The following is a 17,567-nucleotide window of genomic DNA, read 5'->3' as shown; positions in this document are numbered from 1 at the left end:
GAAAAGATTCGATTTGAAAATAAATGGGTTACTTACTTGCTAATGGATAAGAAATAGTGATATGAAGTTTATTACTAGTTTTTATTCAAAAGGCTAGCATATTGATGATAGAAAAGAGCCTTGCTGCTAATAGTGAGGCTCTTTTCTTACGTATTGTACAACTTTGTTTTATCCCGCTATTTGTGGGCAGTAAAACTTCCACCCCTATATTCGGCTGGAGCAAAGAAGTTAAGTGGGAGATTAACTGCCCGTAAGCGCCCACTGATTATAGTTTCACTTTATATAGAGGGATTAGAGTAGTTTCTCTTAGAATGCCTATGATAGAATATATAAGGTGAAAGAGAGCGATTACAGATGTCAATGATAATAATGGATAATCAATAGAATGAATCAAAGAAAATAATGTGACGGAGCGTGAGAATCTTGAATGAAGTTGTACAAGTTCCTGTTACGGATGTAAAGGGAATCGGAGGAGAAACATCTGAGTTGTTACACGAGATGGGAATTTATACAGTTTCTCATCTATTAGAACATTTTCCGTACCGCTATGAAGACTATGCGATGAAAGATCTTGCTGAAGTAAAGCATGACGAGCGTGTAACGGTTGAGGGGAAAGTTCATAGTGCTCCTTTACTGCAATATTATGGGAAGAAGAAGTCACGTCTTACAGTTCGTGTTCTCGTCGGTCGTTATTTAATTACAGCTGTATGTTTTAATAGACCATACTATAAACAAAAGTTAAATTTAGATGAAACGGTAACGATTACTGGTAAATGGGATCAGCATCGCCAAACAATTGCTGTATCAGAACTGAATTTTGGACCGGTTGTACGACAACAAGAAGTAGAACCTGTATATTCAGTGAAAGGAAAACTGACAGTAAAACAGATGCGCCGGTTTGTTGCACAAGCATTTAAGGAGTATGGAGATTCTATAGTCGAAGTGTTACCAGATGGTTTGTTAAGTCGATATAAATTATTATCACGCTATGAAGCGCTCAGAGGGTTACATTTTCCAGTGGGACAGGAAGACTTAAAGCAAGCGCGTCGCCGTTTTGTATATGAGGAGTTTTTCTTGTTTCAGTTGAAAATGCAAACATTACGGAAAATGGAAAGGGAAAACTCGAAAGGGACGAAAAAGGAAATTTCATTAGTAGAATTGCAAGAGTTTACTGATGCGCTTCCGTTTCCATTAACTGGCGCACAACGCCGGGTTGTAGATGAAATAATGAAAGATATGATATCTCCGTACCGAATGAATCGATTATTGCAAGGGGATGTAGGTTCTGGGAAAACAGTTGTTGCTGCGATTGCTCTTTATGCGGCGAAATTGGCTCATTATCAAGGTGCTTTGATGGTTCCTACAGAAATTTTAGCCGAGCAACATTATCAGTCGCTCGCGGAGACGTTTTCACATTTCGGTATGAAGGTTGAATTGCTAACAAGTTCTGTTAAAGGTGCGAGACGTCGAGAAATTTTGTCGAGATTAGAACAGGGAGAAGTAGACATCCTTGTTGGAACGCACGCTTTAATTCAAGACGAAGTTATATTTCATAGGTTAGGTCTCGTTATTACCGATGAACAGCATCGATTTGGTGTGGCGCAGCGCCGGGTTTTACGTGAGAAAGGTGAAAGTCCAGATGTATTGTTTATGACGGCGACCCCAATCCCGCGTACGTTAGCTATCACTGCATTTGGAGAGATGGACGTTTCTATTATCGACGAAATGCCAGCTGGTAGAAAGGTAATCGAAACGTACTGGGCAAAACATGATATGTTAGATCGTGTCCTCGGCTTTGTGGAGAAAGAGATAAAAAAAGGAAGACAGGCATATGTTATTTGCCCTCTTATTGAAGAGTCTGAGAAGCTTGATGTACAAAATGCTATCGACTTACATAGTATGCTGACTCATCATTATCAAGGGAAATGCCAAGTTGGATTAATGCATGGGAGACTATCATCTCAAGAAAAAGAAGAGATAATGGGACAGTTTAGTGAAAATAAAGTGCAAATTCTTGTGTCGACAACAGTTGTTGAAGTAGGCGTGAATGTACCAAATGCGACTGTTATGGTTATTTATGACGCGGAACGTTTCGGTTTATCACAGCTCCATCAACTGAGGGGGCGTGTTGGGCGTGGTAGTGAACAATCATATTGTTTATTAATTGCGGACCCGAAATCAGAAACGGGAAAAGAAAGAATGCGCATTATGACTGAAACAAATGATGGATTTGTATTGTCAGAAAAAGATTTAGAGTTACGAGGTCCTGGGGATTTCTTTGGAAGTAAGCAAAGTGGTCTACCAGAATTTAAGGTTGCTGATATGGTACATGATTATCGGGCGTTAGAAACAGCAAGACAAGATGCAGCGATACTAGTTGATTCAGAAGCGTTTTGGCATAATGATCAGTATGCTTCGCTGCGTACTTATCTTGATGGGACAGGTGTGTTCCAGGGAGAGAAGCTCGATTAAAAGTAGTCTGCAAAAGTTTTTGTTGCATTCTACTTTTAATGATTATATACTACTTTTAGTACCTAGTCATAAAAATGGATGGTGCGGTATGAAAAAAAGAAGAAGTAAAAAAGAAAGACAAGAATTATTACAACAAACAATAGAAACGAATCCTTTTATAACGGATGAAGATTTAGCGGAAAAATTTCAAGTGAGCATACAAACTGTTCGTCTTGATCGTATGGAATTATCTATTCCTGAATTAAGAGAACGAATTAAGCATGTGGCTACAAAACAACATGAAGAAGACGTGAAATCTTTACCGTTAGAAGAGGTTGTCGGAGAAATTATTGATATAGAATTAGATAGACATGCGATTTCTATCTTTGAAGTAAAGGTAGAACATGTATTTAAAAGAAATCAAATTGCTCGTGGGCATCATTTGTTTGCACAAGCAAACTCACTAGCTGTTGCGGTTATTGATGAAGAATTAGCTTTAACTGCAAAGTCCACCATTCGATATATTCGTCCTGTAAAATTAGGAGAGCGTGTTGTTGCAAAAGTACGTGTTGAAGATGTAGAGAATGATAAAGGACGGACGGTTGTCAAAGTGCGTAGTTTTGTTGGAGAAGAACTTGTCTTTACAGGCACTTTTGAAATGTATCGATCTAGTAATTATAGTGAGGAAGGTAACAACTTATGAAAATCGCAATAGATGCAATGGGCGGCGATCATGCACCAAAGGCTGTAGTATTAGGAGCAATGAAAGCTATTAAGGAATACTCAGATTTACATATTACGTTAGTAGGGAAAGAAGAGGGAATTCGTCAATATTTAACGAGTGAAGAGCGAATTACTATACTTCATACGGACGAAAAAATTGAATCGACAGACGAACCAGTAAGAGCGGTTCGTCGAAAAAAACAAGCTTCAATGGTACTAGCGGCGCAGCAAGTAAAAGACGGCGTAGCGGATGCTTGTATATCAGCAGGTAGTACAGGAGCTTTGATGGCAGCTGGATTGTTTGTTGTTGGTCGTATGGAAGGAATTGAACGACCAGCTTTATCACCTACAATGCCAACTGTTGATGGAGAAGGTTTTGTTATGTTAGATGTTGGAGCCAACGTTGATGCAAAACCAATTCATTTATATCAATATGCAGTAATGGGCTCTGTTTACGCAGAGAAGGTAAGAGGAATTAAAAATCCACGCGTTGGACTTTTAAACGTTGGAACAGAGGATGGTAAAGGAAACGAGCTTTCAAAACAAGTCTTTGCTATGCTCAAGGATGCACCAATTAATTTCGTTGGAAACGTTGAATCAAGAGATTTATTGCAAGGTGTAGCAGATGTTGTTGTATGTGATGGTTTTACGGGTAATGTAGCGCTAAAATCATTAGAAGGAACAGCACTTGCGTTATTCTCTATGTTAAAAGAACAATTAATGAGTTCGTTTACGAGCAAATTAGCAGCAGCGGTATTAAAACCAAAACTTATGGTATTGAAAGATAAAATGGATTATTCGGAGTATGGGGGAGCGGCGTTGTTTGGATTGAAAGCTCCTGTCATTAAGGCTCACGGTTCTTCTAATGACCAATCGATATTTAGTGCGATTCGTCAAACGAGAGAAATGGTAGCGAAAGAAGTAATTCCTACAATTTCAAGTGTAATGGAGAAGGAGCCGCTTCAATAAGAGGAGGATTTGAAATGGGAAAAATAGCATTTCTTTTTCCGGGCCAAGGTTCACAGGCAGTTGGAATGGGTAGACAGTTAGCGGAGAATAATAAAGAGGTTGCGAAAGTGTTTGCAAAAGCGGATGAGGTTTTGCATGATTCTCTTTCAGAAGTGATTTTTGAAGGACCGCAAGAAAAGTTAACATTAACAACAAATGCGCAGCCGGCACTATTAACAACGAGCTTTGCAATTTTAACAGCTTTGAAGGAGTATGATATTACACCTGATTTTGTCGCAGGACATAGTTTAGGTGAATATAGCGCTCTTGTAGCTGCTGGTGCATTAACATTCGAAGACGCTGTATATGCTGTAAGGAAACGCGGGGAATATATGGAAGAAGCTGTTCCAGGCGGGGAAGGTGCAATGGCAGCTATTTTAGGTGCGGATCCGGATATGCTGAAACGAGTTACAGAAGAAGTAACAAGTGAAGGATATGCAGTACAAATTGCTAATATGAATAGTACGAAGCAAATTGTTATTTCTGGAACAAAGCAAGGAGTAGAACTTGCTTCTCAAAGAGCGAAAGAAAATGGTGCTAAAAGAGCAATTCCGCTCAAAGTAAGTGGACCGTTTCATTCCTCGCTTATGAAACCAGCTGCTGAGAAATTCCAAAGTGTTTTAAATGAAATTACAATTCAAGACACGAATATTCCTGTTATTGCAAATGTTACGGCAGATGTTATTACGCGTGGTACAGATATTCAAGCAAAGCTAATTGAACAGCTCTATTCGCCTGTATTATGGTACCCATCTATTGAGTATATGGTGAATCAAGGGGTAGATACATTTATTGAAATCGGACCTGGAAAAGTACTTGCTGGTCTTATGAAGTCGATTGATTCTTCAGTGAAAGCATATGCGGTATATGATGAAGAGACATTAAGAGATACCATTTCAAATTTGAGAGGAGAAAGCTGATGTTAAAAGGGAAAGTAGCATTAGTAACTGGTGCTTCACGTGGGATTGGTCGTGCGATTGCTATTGATTTAGCGAAACAAGGGGCAAATGTTGTAGTAAATTATGCTGGTAATGAGCAAAAGGCGAATGAAGTAGTTGATGAAATAAAGAAATTAGGTTCAGATGCCATTGCAGTAAGAGCAGATGTTGCAAATGCTGATGATGTTACTGCAATGGTGAAACAAACTGTAGATACGTTTGGACAAGTTGATATTCTTGTAAATAACGCTGGTGTAACAAAAGATAATTTATTAATGCGTATGAAAGAAGAAGAATGGGATACAGTTATTAATACAAACTTAAAAGGTGTTTTCTTATGTACGAAAGCAGTATCGCGCTATATGATGCGTCAACGTCATGGACGTATTATTAATATCGCTTCTGTTGTTGGTGTAACAGGAAACCCAGGACAAGCAAATTATGTTGCTGCTAAAGCTGGTGTAATTGGATTAACAAAAACATCAGCAAAAGAATTAGCGAGCCGAAATATTACTGTAAATGCAATTGCTCCAGGGTTTATTGCGACTGATATGACGGATGTATTAGATGAAAATATAAAAGCCGAAATGTTAAAATTAATTCCTGCAGCTCAGTTTGGAGAAGCACAAGATATCGCAAATACTGTAACGTTTTTTGCTTCTGATCAAAGTAAATATGTTACAGGTCAAACGTTAAATGTTGATGGCGGTATGGTAATGTAATAAAAGAATCGATTTCACCTAGTTTTTTTGGACAATATTTTATATAATATTTGAGGGGAGGTGAATAGAATGGCAGATGTTTTAGAGCGTGTAACCAAAATTGTCGTTGATCGTTTAGGAGTAGAAGAAACTGAAGTAGTACCAGCTGCAAGCTTCAAAGAAGATTTAGGCGCAGACTCCCTAGATGTAGTAGAACTTGTAATGCAATTAGAAGATGAATTCGAAATGGAAATTTCTGATGAAGATGCTGAAAAGATTGCTACTGTTGGCGATGCTGTGACTTACATAGAGAGTCATCTATAATGCTTAAGTGAAGTCCCGTTTTTTAACGGGGCTTCTCGGCTTATATCTGGAGGGACCTATGCCGTACCGAAAACATAGAGAAAAAAAATACGAAGCAAAATATCGTGAAGCTTTTAAAGTATTTCAAGAAGAGATAGGTATTACGTTTACAGATGAAAAATTATTGATTCAAGCGTTTACGCATTCATCGTATGTGAATGAGCATCGAAAAAAACCGCATGAGGACAATGAGCGTCTTGAGTTTCTTGGCGATGCTGTATTGGAACTCACTGTATCACAGTATCTGTTTCAAAAATATCCGACAATGAGCGAAGGAGAGTTAACAAAACTACGTGCAGCTATTGTATGTGAGCCATCTCTTGTTCGTTTTGCAAACGAAATGTCATTTGGTAGCCTTGTTTTATTAGGGAAAGGTGAGGAAATGACGGGTGGACGTGAACGACCAGCTTTATTAGCGGATGTCTTTGAAGCGTTTATTGGTGCCCTTTATCTTGATCAAGGGCTAGAAACAGTTTGGGGATACTTAAAAGAAGTTGTATATCCAAAAATTAATGAAGGTGCTTTTTCTCATGTGATGGATTATAAGAGTCAATTGCAAGAATTGATTCAGCGTGATGGTAGTGGCAATGTTGAGTATCAAATTTTGCAAGAAAAAGGACCGGCCCACAACCGAGAATTTGTGTCCCGTGTAACTTTAAATAATGAGGCATTAGGTCTTGGAAGTGGTAAGTCAAAAAAAGAGGCAGAGCAACAAGCTGCTGCAGAAGCATTGAAAAAATTAAAAGAACAATCATGAGGAATCCCCCTTTGAATGAGGGGGATTCCTTATGCATAGAATGAAACTTTCCTTTTATTTATAAATAAAAGGAGTGGGAAATCCGTATAGTAGTTTGTTTTCGTATAGACAACGTTTACAACAACGGAGAATAGGAGGAAGGCCTTTCGTGTTTTTAAAAAGATTAGAAATAGCAGGATTTAAGTCTTTTGCTGAGCGTGTATCTGTCGATTTTGTTCCAGGTGTAACTTCTGTAGTAGGACCTAACGGGAGCGGGAAAAGTAATATTACTGATGCAATTCGCTGGGTACTTGGTGAACAATCTGCAAAGTCATTACGCGGTGCAAAGATGGAGGATATTATTTTTGCCGGCAGTGATACGAGAAGAGCGGTTAATGTTGCTGAAGTTACATTAACTTTAAATAATGAAGACCAACGCTTACCGATTGAGTATAACGAGGTGTGTGTAACGCGTCGTGTATCTCGTTCGGGTGATAGTGATTTTTATATTAATAAACAATCTTGTAGATTAAAAGATATTATTGATTTATTTATGGATTCTGGTATGGGAAGGGAAGCTTTTTCGATTATTAGCCAGGGGAAAGTCGAAGAGATTTTGAGTAGTAAATCAGAAGAACGTCGTGGTGTATTTGAAGAAGCTGCGGGTGTGCTGAAATATAAACTTCGTAAAAAGAAAGCTGAAGGGAAATTGGCGGAAACACAAGAAAACTTAAATCGTGTACAAGATATTATTCACGAATTAAGTAGTCAAGTAGAACCACTAGAAAGACAAGCTTCTATTGCGAAAGATTATCTTGAGAAAAAAGAAGAATTAGAGAAAGTAGAAGCTGCGCTTATTGTACATGAAATTGAAGAATTACATGAAAAGTGGGAAGCGCTTCGAAATCAATTTGGGCATAATAAAGATGAAGAAGCTAAAATGTCGGCGAACTTACAAAAAAGTGAAGAAGAGCTTGAGGAATTACGCGGGCAATTACAAGCCGTTGATGAATCTGTAAATTCCTTACAAGAAGTTCTACTTCTGTCTAGTAAAGAACTAGAAAAACTAGAAGGGCAACGCGAGCTGTTAAAGGAAAGAAAGCAAAATGCAACGACACATTGTGCGCAGCTTGAAAAGCTAATTGTTGAGTTAACAGAGAAAACTACAAGTTATGATGGCGAAATTGAAACAAGTACAGAAGCTTTAATGCAATTTGTGAATCAAGTAAAAGAATTGGAGAAGAAATTGCATGATAACGAGCAATTACTTGCGACTTTTGCTGAGAATTTAGAGGAACAAATTGAGAATTTAAAAGGTGACTATATTGAACTTTTAAATCAACAAGCAAGTCTTCGTAATGAATTATCTATGATTGAAGAACAATCAAAACAGCAAAACTCTAAAAACGAACGACTTGATGAAGAAAATGAAAAGTATGTACAGATGCGTGTGGAAATTACAGCGAAAAAGGCGAAACTTGTAGACAGCTATGAGCAAGCGAGAGAGAAAATAGCTGGCATTATTTCTAACATACAGAAGACAGAAACGGCACTTGGGAAATGTAAGTCGCAGTATAGTGAAAATGAAACGAAACTGTATCAAGCGTATCAATTTGTGCAACAGGCGCGCTCTCGTAAAGAAATGTTAGAAGAGATGCAAGAGGACTACTCTGGCTTCTATCAAGGGGTACGTGAAGTATTAAAGGCTAGAGAAAATAGACTACAAGGTATTGAGGGAGCTGTTGCAGAACTTCTGACTGTGCCGAAAGAATATGAAATCGCAATGGAAATCGCCCTTGGGGCAGCGATGCAACATATCGTAGTACAAACAGAAGAGCATGCTCGTAATGCAATTGCATTTTTAAAGCAAAATAAACATGGCCGTGCAACGTTTTTACCTCAAGCTGTTATTAAAAGCCGATCGCTATCATTTGATCAATTACGCATTGTGAATCAGCATCCATCGTTTGTCGGTGTAGCGGCAGAACTTGTGCAGTACAATAATAAATATGAGAATGTAGTTTCAAGTTTATTAGGTACAGTTGTTGTTGCGAAAGATTTACGCGGAGCAAATGAGTTAGCGAAACAACTGCAATACCACTATCGTATTGTAACACTCGAAGGTGACGTAGTGAACCCGGGTGGTTCTATGACGGGTGGAGCTGTAAAACAGGCGAAATCCTCTTTATTGGGACGTCAACGTGAACTTGAAGAGTGGACTAAAAAACTAACTGACATGGAAGAAAAAACAACAAAGCTAGAAAACTTTGTTAAAGCAGTAAAGCAAGAGATTCAAGAAAAAGAAGTACAAATACGAGAGCTACGCCAAGGTGTAGAGACCGAACGTGTAGATGAACAGAAGCTAAGAGAAGAAATTAATCGTTTAGAATTAGATGAACATCGTATTAATGATCGTTTATCGATTTACGATTTAGAGATTGAAGGATTTTTACAAGATCAAGTAAAAATGCAAGGGCGCAAAGAAGAGTTAGAAAAGATTTTAGCGACTCTTCAAGCTGAGATTGGGGAATTAGATAGCAAAATCGTCGTTTTAACGAAACAAAAAAGTGAACAATATTCTTCAAAAGAAAAAGTTCAGAAGGAAATGACGGAGCTAAAAGTACAAGCTGCTGAACAACAACAACGTTTGTCTAATCAAAAAGAAAAAGTCGAACGATTGACGAAGGAAAAAGAAGAGACTGATGCGACGCTTGTAAAAACGAAAGAAGATTTAGCGTTCTTAAAGCAAGAGATGACATCTAATTCAAGTGGCGAAGAACAAATTACGAATATGATTGAGAAGAAAGCGTATGATCGTAATCAAACTTCGGAGTTAATTCGTTCTCGTCGTGAACAACGCGTATCATTGCAAGAAAGAGTCGAGCATTTAGAGCGCGGTGTGAAAGAAACAATAGGTAAACATAAATATATTCTTGAGATGCTGAAAGATCAAGAAGTGAAAATTAACCGACTTGATGTAGAGCTGGAAAATAGATTGCAACATTTACGTGAAACATATACTATTTCATTTGAAGCAGCAAAACTTAAGTATACAATGATGATGCCTGCAGAAGATGCACGTAAAAAGGTGAAACTAATTAAACTATCCATTGAAGAGTTAGGCGCAGTAAATTTAGGGGCAATTGATGAGTATGAACGTGTAGCAGAGCGCCATACATTCTTATTAGAGCAAAGAGATGACCTAGAAGAAGCGAAATCGACATTGCATCAACTTATTACGGAAATGGATGAAGAGATGAAAAAACGCTTTTCTACTACATTCGAAGGGATTCGAACAGAGTTTCAATCTGTATTCTCTGAATTATTCGGAGGTGGAAGAGCGGATTTAGTAATGACAAACCCAGAAGATTTACTAAATACGGGTATTGATATTGTAGCGCAACCACCAGGGAAGAAACTACAAAATTTAGGTTTACTTTCAGGGGGAGAGCGTGCTTTAACGGCAATTGCGCTCTTATTTGGTATTTTAAAAGTACGCCCAGTTCCATTCTGTGTTCTAGATGAAGTGGAAGCAGCTCTTGATGAGGCAAACGTTGCTCGTTTTGCGCAGTATTTAAAGAAATTTAGTGATGAAACGCAGTTTATTGTAATTACACACCGAAAAGGTACAATGGAAGAGTCTGATGTATTGTACGGTGTAACAATGCAAGAATCAGGGGTGTCGAAGCTTGTTTCTGTTCGTTTAGATGATGGCGAAGAACTTGTTGCAAGTAGATAGGAAGGATGGGAAGTATGAGCTTTTTAAAAAAATTAAAAGAAAAAATTTCAAAACAAACGGATACGGTAACAGAGAAGTTTAAACAAGGATTAGAAAAAACGAGAAATTCATTTGCTGATAAAGTAAATGACTTAGTGTACCGTTACCGCAAAATAGACGAAGATTTCTTTGAAGAATTAGAAGAAATTTTAATTAGTGCGGATGTCGGAGTTTCGACAGTGATGGAATTAATTGATCAGTTGAAAGAAGAAGTGCAACGTCGTAACATTCAAGATCCGAAAGAAGTACAGGCTGTTATTTCTGAAAAGCTAGTGGGCATTTACAAAGGTGACAGCGATTTTAGTAATGAAGTTAATATACAAGAGGATCAATTAACAGTAGTTTTATTTGTTGGTGTGAATGGTGTGGGGAAAACGACGACGATTGGTAAGCTTGCACATAAATTTAAATCAGAAGGTAAGTCTGTCCTATTGGCGGCAGGAGATACATTCCGTGCTGGGGCGATTGAGCAATTAGAAGTATGGGGCGATCGTGTTGGTGTAGAAGTAATTAAACAAGGGTCAGGATCTGATCCAGCGGCTGTTATGTATGATGCTGTACAAGCGGCAAAGGCCCGTAAAGTGGATGTATTGCTATGTGATACAGCGGGACGCTTACAAAATAAAGTAAACTTAATGAATGAGTTAGAGAAAGTGAAGCGCGTAATTGAGCGTGAAGTACCAGGGGCTCCTCATGAAGTATTACTTGTTATTGATGCAACAACAGGGCAAAATGGTTTAAGCCAAGCGAAAACATTCCGTGAAGCCACGAATGTTACTGGTATTGTTTTAACGAAGTTAGATGGAACTGCTAAAGGTGGTATCGTCTTAGCGATTCGTAACGAAATGGATGTTCCGGTGAAATTTGTTGGGCTAGGAGAGCAAATGGATGATCTGCAACAGTTTGATCCAGAACAATATGTTTATGGTTTGTTTGCGAACGTAGTAGAAACAGAAGAAGTGTAAGTGAAAGAAGCGGTATTTCCGCTTCTTTTTTTATAAAAATATGTGATGTTAAGAAAAAAACTTGACACTCTTTTATACTCCATGTAAACTAAGTCATGTAAAGGGAAATCACTTAACAAAGGATGATCCAACATGCTCGAGAAAACAACGAGAATGAACTATTTATTTGATTTTTATCAATCGTTGTTAACGCAAAAACAAAGAAGTTATATGTCGCTTTATTATCTAGATGATTTATCTCTTGGTGAAATTGCGGAAGAATTTGATGTAAGTCGCCAAGCCGTGTATGATAACATTAAACGGACTGAAGCGATGCTTGAAGAATATGAAGATAAATTAGTATTACTTCAAAAGTTTCAAGAGCGACAGCGACTTGTTGCAAAGCTAAAACAGCTAATCAGCGAAGAAGAGCATGTAAATGAAGAAATGAAACAAGTTGTTGAAGCTATCGAAAAATTAGATTAGGAGGGCGGCAATATGGCATTTGAAGGATTAGCCGACCGACTTCAACAGACAATGCAAAAAATCCGCGGCAAAGGAAAAGTTTCTGAAGCCGATGTAAAAGAAATGATGAGAGAAGTTCGTCTAGCTCTTTTAGAAGCGGATGTTAACTTTAAAGTAGTAAAAGATTTTATAAAGCGTGTGTCTGAGCGTGCTGTCGGACAAGATGTAATGAAAAGTTTGACACCTGGACAACAAGTAATTAAAATCGTACAGGAAGAACTTACAGAACTTATGGGCGGAGAGCAAAGCAAAATTGCTGTTGCTAATAAGCCACCTACTGTTATAATGATGGTTGGTCTGCAAGGTGCGGGTAAAACAACGACGACAGGTAAGCTTGCAAATTTGCTTCGTAAAAAGCATAATCGTAAACCGATGCTTGTTGCAGCGGATATTTACCGTCCAGCAGCGATTAAACAGCTTGAAACATTAGGGAAGCAATTGGACATGCCTGTTTTCTCCTTAGGAGATCAAGTAAGTCCGGTTGAAATTGCGAAACAAGCGATTGCGAAAGCAAAAGAAGATCATCACGATTACGTTTTAATCGATACAGCGGGTCGCCTGCATATTGATGAAGAACTAATGGGTGAATTAGCAAAAGTCAAAGAAGTTGCGAAACCGGATGAAATTTTCCTTGTTGTCGATGCGATGACAGGACAAGACGCGGTAAATGTAGCACAAAGTTTCCATGAACAGTTAGGATTAACAGGTGTTGTATTAACGAAATTAGATGGTGATACGCGCGGTGGTGCGGCATTATCTATTAAGGCTGTAACAAATACACCAATTAAATTTGCTGGTATGGGTGAAAAACTAGATGCAATTGAAGCGTTCCATCCAGAACGTATGGCATCCCGTATTTTAGGGATGGGCGACGTCTTAACATTAATTGAAAAAGCGCAAGCTACAGTTGATGAAGAGAAAGCAAAAGAACTTGAGCAAAAAATGCGTACGCTTTCGTTTACGCTTGACGATTTCCTAGAACAACTTGGACAAGTGCGTCAACTTGGACCGCTTGACGAATTGTTAGGAATGCTTCCTGGTGCAAATAAAATTAAAGGGCTGAAAAATGCACAAGTTGATGAAAAACAAATTGGGCATATTGAGGCAATTATTCGTTCTATGACTAAAGTAGAACGAGAACAACCGGAAATAATCAATGCTAGTCGTAAAAAGCGCATTGCCAAAGGTAGCGGTACAACGGTACAAGAAATCAATCGTCTAATCAAGCAATTTGATGATATGAAAAAAATGATGAAGACGATGACGGGAATGCAAAAAGGTAAGAAAAAAGGACTAGGTGGATTGAAGTTTCCATTCATGTAAGGAAAAAAGATGGCTCTGTTAAGAAAAAATACTTTACAAAGCAATAGTCTTTTTGCTAATATAATTATCTGTGTGAAATAAATTCGGAGGTGCTTTATAAATGGCAGTTAAAATTCGTTTAAAACGTATGGGAGCTAAAAAAACTCCTTTCTATCGTGTAGTTGTTGCAGATTCTCGTTCTCCTCGTGACGGACGTTTCATTGAGGAAATCGGTACTTACAATCCGGTTGCTCAACCAGCGGAAGTTAAGATCAACGAAGAAGCAGCATTAAAATGGTTAGGAAATGGTGCTAAACCATCTGATACAGTTCGTAACCTTTTCTCTAACCAAGGTATCATGGAGAAATTCCACTTATCTAAACAAGGTAAGTAATTGAGGCAATGACAATGAAAATGTTAGTCGAGACAATTGTTAAACCTCTTGTGGATCATCCTGGAGATGTAAAAGTTACACAGGAACTTTGCAACGGAGAAATAAAGTATCGATTAACTGTACATCCTGAGGATGTTGGAAAAGTCATTGGAAAGCAAGGGAAAGTTGCGAAAGCGATTAGAATGCTCTTGTATTCAGTGGGACATCATAATGATGAGAACGTCACACTGGAAATTCAATAAACGTAAAAAGGGCGAGGAGTTATTTCCTCTCCCTTTTTTAACATTTAAAGAGAAATTGCATGTTCCATATATAAAATGGAAATGCTTAATTTATATAGAAACCAGGGGTGACATACTATTTATGACAAAATGGTTTAATGTAGGGAAAATTGTAAATACTCATGGCGTAAAAGGAGAAATTCGTGTTATTTCTCGTACTGATTTTCCAGAAGAGCGATATAAAGTAGGGAACACGTTATACATATGGGATGAGAAAGGTACAGACTACCTTACAGTGAAGGTAACTTCTCATCGTCAACATAAGACATTTGATTTATTAACACTTGAAGGATACAACAATGTAGATGAAGTAGAGAAGTTAAAAGGTTCTTTAATAAAAGTACCAGAAGAGCAGTTAGGCGAACTAGCTGAAGGTGAATACTACTACCATGAAATTATTGGTTGCAACGTTGTAACGGAAGAAGGAGAAGCGTTAGGGACAATCAAAGAGATTCTATCTCCTGGTGCGAATGACGTTTGGGTGATTAAACGTCCAAAGGGTCAAGATTTGTTAATTCCTTATATTGATGACGTTGTACTTCAAGTTAACATTGAAAATAAATTAGTAACCATTCATGTAATGGAAGGGCTACTATAATGAAAATTGACATTTTAACATTGTTTCCGGATATGTTTACGGGTGTATTTGGGTCTTCAATTTTAAAGAAAGCACAAGAAAAAGAAGCGGTAGAGCTTCGTGTTGTCAATTTTCGTGAGTATACAACTAGTAAGCATAATAGTGTAGATGATTATCCGTATGGTGGGGGCGCTGGTATGGTATTAACCCCACAGCCTATCTTTGACGCAGTAGAAGAGTTAACGAAGGAAACAGACCGTAAGCCGAGAATCGTCTTAATGTGTCCACAAGGAGAGCGTTTCACGCAGAAGAAGGCAGAAGAGCTTGCTGGAGAAGAGCATGTTATTTTTGTATGTGGCCATTATGAAGGATACGATGAACGAATTCGTGAGCATCTTGTAACAGATGAGATTTCTATTGGGGATTACGTATTAACGGGTGGAGAATTGGCTTCTATGGTAGTCACTGACAGTGTTGTACGTCTTTTGCCAGGAGTGCTTGGGAATCAAACGTCACAAGTGGAAGACTCTTTTAGCACAGGTTTGTTAGAACACCCACATTATACACGTCCTGCTGATTTTCGTGGTATGAAGGTACCGGATGTACTAATGTCAGGAAATCATAAAAACATTGATGAATGGCGCCATAAAGAGTCACTACGTCGTACGTACACACGTAGACCGGATTTACTGGAAGAACGAGAATTATCTAAGCAAGAAGAGAAATGGCTGGAACAGATTAAAGAAGACCGATAAGGGCTTGATATATTTTCTATTGCAACAGTCCTAGCAATATGCTATTATAACATTTGTGCTACTGAAATCAGTAGCCGTATTAACGATGTTCCGCTGTAATTTAATAAGACTTTATAAGAGCATCTGTTTAAAGGAGAGAATTTAATATGCAACAATTAATCACAGAAATCACAAAAGGCCAATTGAAAACTGACCTTCCTTCATTCCGTCCTGGAGACACTTTACGTGTACACGTAAAAGTAGTTGAGGGAACTCGTGAAAGAATTCAGCTTTTCGAAGGTGTTGTAATTAAACGTCGTGGTGGCGGAATCAGTGAAACATTCACAGTTCGTAAGATTTCTTACGGTGTAGGTGTTGAGCGTACATTCCCAGTTCACACGCCAAGAATCGCGAACATCGAAGTACTTCGCCGTGGTAAAGTACGTCGTGCTAAGTTATACTACTTACGTAACCTTCGCGGTAAAAAAGCACGTATTAAAGAAATTCGATAAGACATGTATGGGAGCTTGTAAATACACAAGCTCCCTTTTTCCAATCTATATGAAATTTTGGTATAATACGAGCAGCTTACATAACAGTGGAGGGGAAAGCATGAAGAAAGAGAAGAGCTCACTTTGGGAATGGATCAAAGCAATTTTGATTGCTGTTGTATTAGCGGGCGTAATTAGACAGTTTTTCTTTGCCCCAATTCTCGTAGACGGTGTATCGATGTCGCCGACTTTACATGACCGTGATCGAATGATTGTTAATAAAATTGGCTATCACATAGGTGATCCGAAACGCTTTGATATTATTGTATTCCGAGCGACGGAAGAAAAAGATTATATTAAGCGTATTATTGGCCTGCCAGGCGACGAAATCGAATACCGTAATGATAAACTATATGTTAACGGGAAACCTTATGAGGAGCCGTATTTAGATAAGCAGAAAAAACAACTTGCTGACGGACCGCTTACATATGATTTTACTCTTGAAGAAATGACAGGAAAGAAAACTGTTCCAGAAGGTCAATTATTTGTTTTAGGCGATAATCGTCGTTTTAGTAAAGATAGCCGTTCGATTGGTACAATTTCAATGGACCAAGTGATTGGTAAAGCAAATATGCTATATTGGCCGTTAAAAGATGCACGTATTGTGAAATAAAAGAAAAAGAAGGTGGCAACATGGTAATTCAATGGTTCCCAGGACATATGGCAAAGGCTAGACGCCAAGTAACAGAAAAATTAAAGTTAATTGATGTTGTAATTGAGCTTGTAGATGCTCGATTACCTTTATCTTCTCGTAATCCAATGATTGATGAAATTATTACACATAAACCAAGGCTTGTTGTTTTAAATAAAGCGGATATGGCGGATGATCGTCTTACAAAGCAGTGGATTGCATATTTTGATGAAAGAGGTCAAAAGGCAATTTCAATTAATGCGCAAGCTGGACAAGGTATGAAAGAAATTGCAGCAGCTTGTAAAGTTCTTGTCAAAGAAAAATTCGATAAAATGGTTGCTAAAGGCATTAGACCAAGAGCAATTCGTGCTTTAATTGTAGGTATTCCAAACGTTGGTAAATCTACACTAATTAATAAATTAGCGAAGAAGAATATAGCAAAAACAGGAGATCGTCCTGGTGTGACAACGGCCCAGCAGTGGATTAAAGTTGGGAAAGAAATGGAATTATTAGATACACCAGGTATTTTGTGGCCTAAATTTGAAGATGAATTAGTTGGTCTTCGTTTAGCGACGACTGGTGCAATTAAAGATTCTATATTAAATCTACAGGATGTAGCTATTTATGCGTTACGTTTTATGGAAAAACATTATCCGGAACGTTTAAAAGAGCGATATAATTTAAATGACATTCCAGAAGAAATTGTGGAGTTATTTGATGCAATTGGAAAAAATAGAGGTTGCTTAATGGGCGGCGGAATGATTGATTATGATAAAACATCTGAGCTTATACTTCGTGAGCTTCGTGGTGGAAGATTAGGAAAAATGACATTTGAAACACCAGAAGAGTTTGCAGAGCAGGTAGAAGATGCGGAAAAAGTAGAAGAAGTATAAGACGTGCGTTTGTACGTCTTTTCTTTTTGGTTACGTT

Annotated in this window: 18 protein-coding genes; all 18 read left to right on the top strand. The window is 38.1% G+C overall.

Annotation, left to right across the window (positions count from 1 at the left end; translation table 11 throughout):
- Positions 1-423 precede the first annotated feature (423 nt).
- The 18 genes from recG to ylqF all read left to right on the top strand — a co-directional run bounded on the left by recG (position 424) and on the right by ylqF (position 17,530).
- Positions 424-2,472 (top strand): ATP-dependent DNA helicase RecG, encoded by a 2,049-nt coding sequence (gene recG / locus B5P40_RS10485; protein ID WP_002014510.1) that lies wholly within the window; start codon positions 424-426, stop codon positions 2,470-2,472.
- Positions 2,473-2,560: 88 nt separating this feature from the next.
- Complete coding sequence (fapR, locus tag B5P40_RS10480) at positions 2,561-3,154, top strand: transcription factor FapR (protein ID WP_000747354.1); 594 nt, start codon at positions 2,561-2,563, stop codon at positions 3,152-3,154.
- Positions 3,151-4,143: a phosphate acyltransferase PlsX gene (plsX, locus tag B5P40_RS10475; protein WP_002128828.1), complete on the top strand. Its 993-nt coding sequence runs from the start codon at positions 3,151-3,153 to the stop codon at positions 4,141-4,143. The genes fapR and plsX overlap by 4 nt, the downstream gene beginning before the upstream one ends.
- Positions 4,144-4,157: 14 nt before the next feature.
- Positions 4,158-5,102: an ACP S-malonyltransferase gene (gene fabD / locus B5P40_RS10470; protein WP_002190506.1), complete on the top strand. Its 945-nt coding sequence runs from the start codon at positions 4,158-4,160 to the stop codon at positions 5,100-5,102.
- On the top strand, positions 5,102-5,842 hold the full coding sequence (fabG, locus tag B5P40_RS10465; RefSeq protein ID WP_002014514.1) for a 3-oxoacyl-[acyl-carrier-protein] reductase: 741 nt from the start codon (positions 5,102-5,104) through the stop codon (positions 5,840-5,842). Before fabD ends, fabG begins: the two co-directional genes overlap by 1 nt.
- Positions 5,843-5,911: 69 nt before the next feature.
- Positions 5,912-6,145 (top strand): acyl carrier protein, encoded by a 234-nt coding sequence (gene acpP / locus B5P40_RS10460; protein ID WP_002014515.1) that lies wholly within the window; start codon positions 5,912-5,914, stop codon positions 6,143-6,145.
- A gap of 58 nt (positions 6,146-6,203) precedes the next feature.
- Positions 6,204-6,941, top strand: coding sequence for a ribonuclease III (rncS, locus tag B5P40_RS10455; RefSeq protein ID WP_002033792.1), 738 nt, complete (start codon positions 6,204-6,206; stop codon positions 6,939-6,941).
- Positions 6,942-7,089: 148 nt separating this feature from the next.
- The gene (gene smc / locus B5P40_RS10450) at positions 7,090-10,659 is read left to right on the top strand and encodes a chromosome segregation protein SMC (RefSeq protein WP_113709234.1); all 3,570 of its coding nucleotides are present in this window, start codon (positions 7,090-7,092) and stop codon (positions 10,657-10,659) included.
- A gap of 14 nt (positions 10,660-10,673) precedes the next feature.
- The gene (gene ftsY / locus B5P40_RS10445) at positions 10,674-11,663 is read left to right on the top strand and encodes a signal recognition particle-docking protein FtsY (RefSeq protein ID WP_002088200.1); all 990 of its coding nucleotides are present in this window, start codon (positions 10,674-10,676) and stop codon (positions 11,661-11,663) included.
- 132 nt (positions 11,664-11,795) lie between these two features.
- The gene (locus tag B5P40_RS10440) at positions 11,796-12,128 is read left to right on the top strand and encodes a putative DNA-binding protein (RefSeq protein ID WP_000891061.1); all 333 of its coding nucleotides are present in this window, start codon (positions 11,796-11,798) and stop codon (positions 12,126-12,128) included.
- A 12-nt stretch (positions 12,129-12,140) separates the two neighbouring features.
- Entirely contained in the window at positions 12,141-13,490 is a 1,350-nt protein-coding gene (ffh, locus tag B5P40_RS10435; RefSeq protein ID WP_002014519.1) for a signal recognition particle protein, read from the top strand.
- A gap of 100 nt (positions 13,491-13,590) precedes the next feature.
- Positions 13,591-13,863 carry a 30S ribosomal protein S16 gene (rpsP, locus tag B5P40_RS10430; protein WP_000268750.1) on the top strand — a complete coding sequence of 91 codons (273 nt, stop codon included), beginning with the start codon at positions 13,591-13,593 and terminating at the stop codon, positions 13,861-13,863.
- Between the two features lie 14 nt (positions 13,864-13,877).
- On the top strand, positions 13,878-14,105 hold the full coding sequence (locus tag B5P40_RS10425; protein ID WP_002088196.1) for a KH domain-containing protein: 228 nt from the start codon (positions 13,878-13,880) through the stop codon (positions 14,103-14,105).
- A 121-nt stretch (positions 14,106-14,226) separates the two neighbouring features.
- A complete protein-coding gene (gene rimM / locus B5P40_RS10420) occupies positions 14,227-14,742 on the top strand; it encodes a ribosome maturation factor RimM (protein WP_002014521.1) in 516 nt (171 codons plus the stop codon).
- The gene (gene trmD / locus B5P40_RS10415) at positions 14,742-15,476 is read left to right on the top strand and encodes a tRNA (guanosine(37)-N1)-methyltransferase TrmD (protein ID WP_002014522.1); all 735 of its coding nucleotides are present in this window, start codon (positions 14,742-14,744) and stop codon (positions 15,474-15,476) included. The genes rimM and trmD overlap by 1 nt, the downstream gene beginning before the upstream one ends.
- A 146-nt stretch (positions 15,477-15,622) precedes the next feature.
- On the top strand, positions 15,623-15,967 hold the full coding sequence (rplS, locus tag B5P40_RS10410) for a 50S ribosomal protein L19 (protein ID WP_002014524.1): 345 nt from the start codon (positions 15,623-15,625) through the stop codon (positions 15,965-15,967).
- 100 nt (positions 15,968-16,067) lie between these two features.
- Positions 16,068-16,619, top strand: a complete 552-nt coding sequence (lepB, locus tag B5P40_RS10405) for a signal peptidase I (RefSeq protein WP_002066791.1) — start codon at positions 16,068-16,070, stop codon at positions 16,617-16,619.
- Positions 16,620-16,639: 20 nt separating this feature from the next.
- Positions 16,640-17,530 (top strand): ribosome biogenesis GTPase YlqF, encoded by an 891-nt coding sequence (ylqF, locus tag B5P40_RS10400; protein ID WP_002014526.1) that lies wholly within the window; start codon positions 16,640-16,642, stop codon positions 17,528-17,530.
- Positions 17,531-17,567 lie beyond the last annotated feature (37 nt).

This window comes from Bacillus sp. SRB_8 (genome assembly GCF_003264205.1).
Taxonomy (GTDB): Bacteria; Bacillota; Bacilli; order Bacillales; family Bacillaceae_G; genus Bacillus_A; species Bacillus_A mycoides.
The sequence above is the reverse complement of the archived record's forward strand: the minus strand, read 5'-3'. Positions and strand labels throughout refer to the sequence as shown.

Coding starts and splice junctions, on each gene's coding strand:
- fapR (WP_000747354.1), top strand. CDS start 2,561: ATGAAAAAAAGAAGAAGTAAAAAAGAAAGACAAGAATTATTACAACAA.
- plsX (WP_002128828.1), top strand. CDS start 3,151: ATGAAAATCGCAATAGATGCAATGGGCGGCGATCATGCACCAAAGGCT.
- fabD (WP_002190506.1), top strand. CDS start 4,158: ATGGGAAAAATAGCATTTCTTTTTCCGGGCCAAGGTTCACAGGCAGTT.
- fabG (WP_002014514.1), top strand. CDS start 5,102: ATGTTAAAAGGGAAAGTAGCATTAGTAACTGGTGCTTCACGTGGGATT.
- acpP (WP_002014515.1), top strand. CDS start 5,912: ATGGCAGATGTTTTAGAGCGTGTAACCAAAATTGTCGTTGATCGTTTA.
- rncS (WP_002033792.1), top strand. CDS start 6,204: ATGCCGTACCGAAAACATAGAGAAAAAAAATACGAAGCAAAATATCGT.
- ftsY (WP_002088200.1), top strand. CDS start 10,674: ATGAGCTTTTTAAAAAAATTAAAAGAAAAAATTTCAAAACAAACGGAT.
- B5P40_RS10440 (WP_000891061.1), top strand. CDS start 11,796: ATGCTCGAGAAAACAACGAGAATGAACTATTTATTTGATTTTTATCAA.
- ffh (WP_002014519.1), top strand. CDS start 12,141: ATGGCATTTGAAGGATTAGCCGACCGACTTCAACAGACAATGCAAAAA.
- rpsP (WP_000268750.1), top strand. CDS start 13,591: ATGGCAGTTAAAATTCGTTTAAAACGTATGGGAGCTAAAAAAACTCCT.
- B5P40_RS10425 (WP_002088196.1), top strand. CDS start 13,878: ATGAAAATGTTAGTCGAGACAATTGTTAAACCTCTTGTGGATCATCCT.
- rimM (WP_002014521.1), top strand. CDS start 14,227: ATGACAAAATGGTTTAATGTAGGGAAAATTGTAAATACTCATGGCGTA.
- trmD (WP_002014522.1), top strand. CDS start 14,742: ATGAAAATTGACATTTTAACATTGTTTCCGGATATGTTTACGGGTGTA.
- rplS (WP_002014524.1), top strand. CDS start 15,623: ATGCAACAATTAATCACAGAAATCACAAAAGGCCAATTGAAAACTGAC.
- lepB (WP_002066791.1), top strand. CDS start 16,068: ATGAAGAAAGAGAAGAGCTCACTTTGGGAATGGATCAAAGCAATTTTG.
- ylqF (WP_002014526.1), top strand. CDS start 16,640: ATGGTAATTCAATGGTTCCCAGGACATATGGCAAAGGCTAGACGCCAA.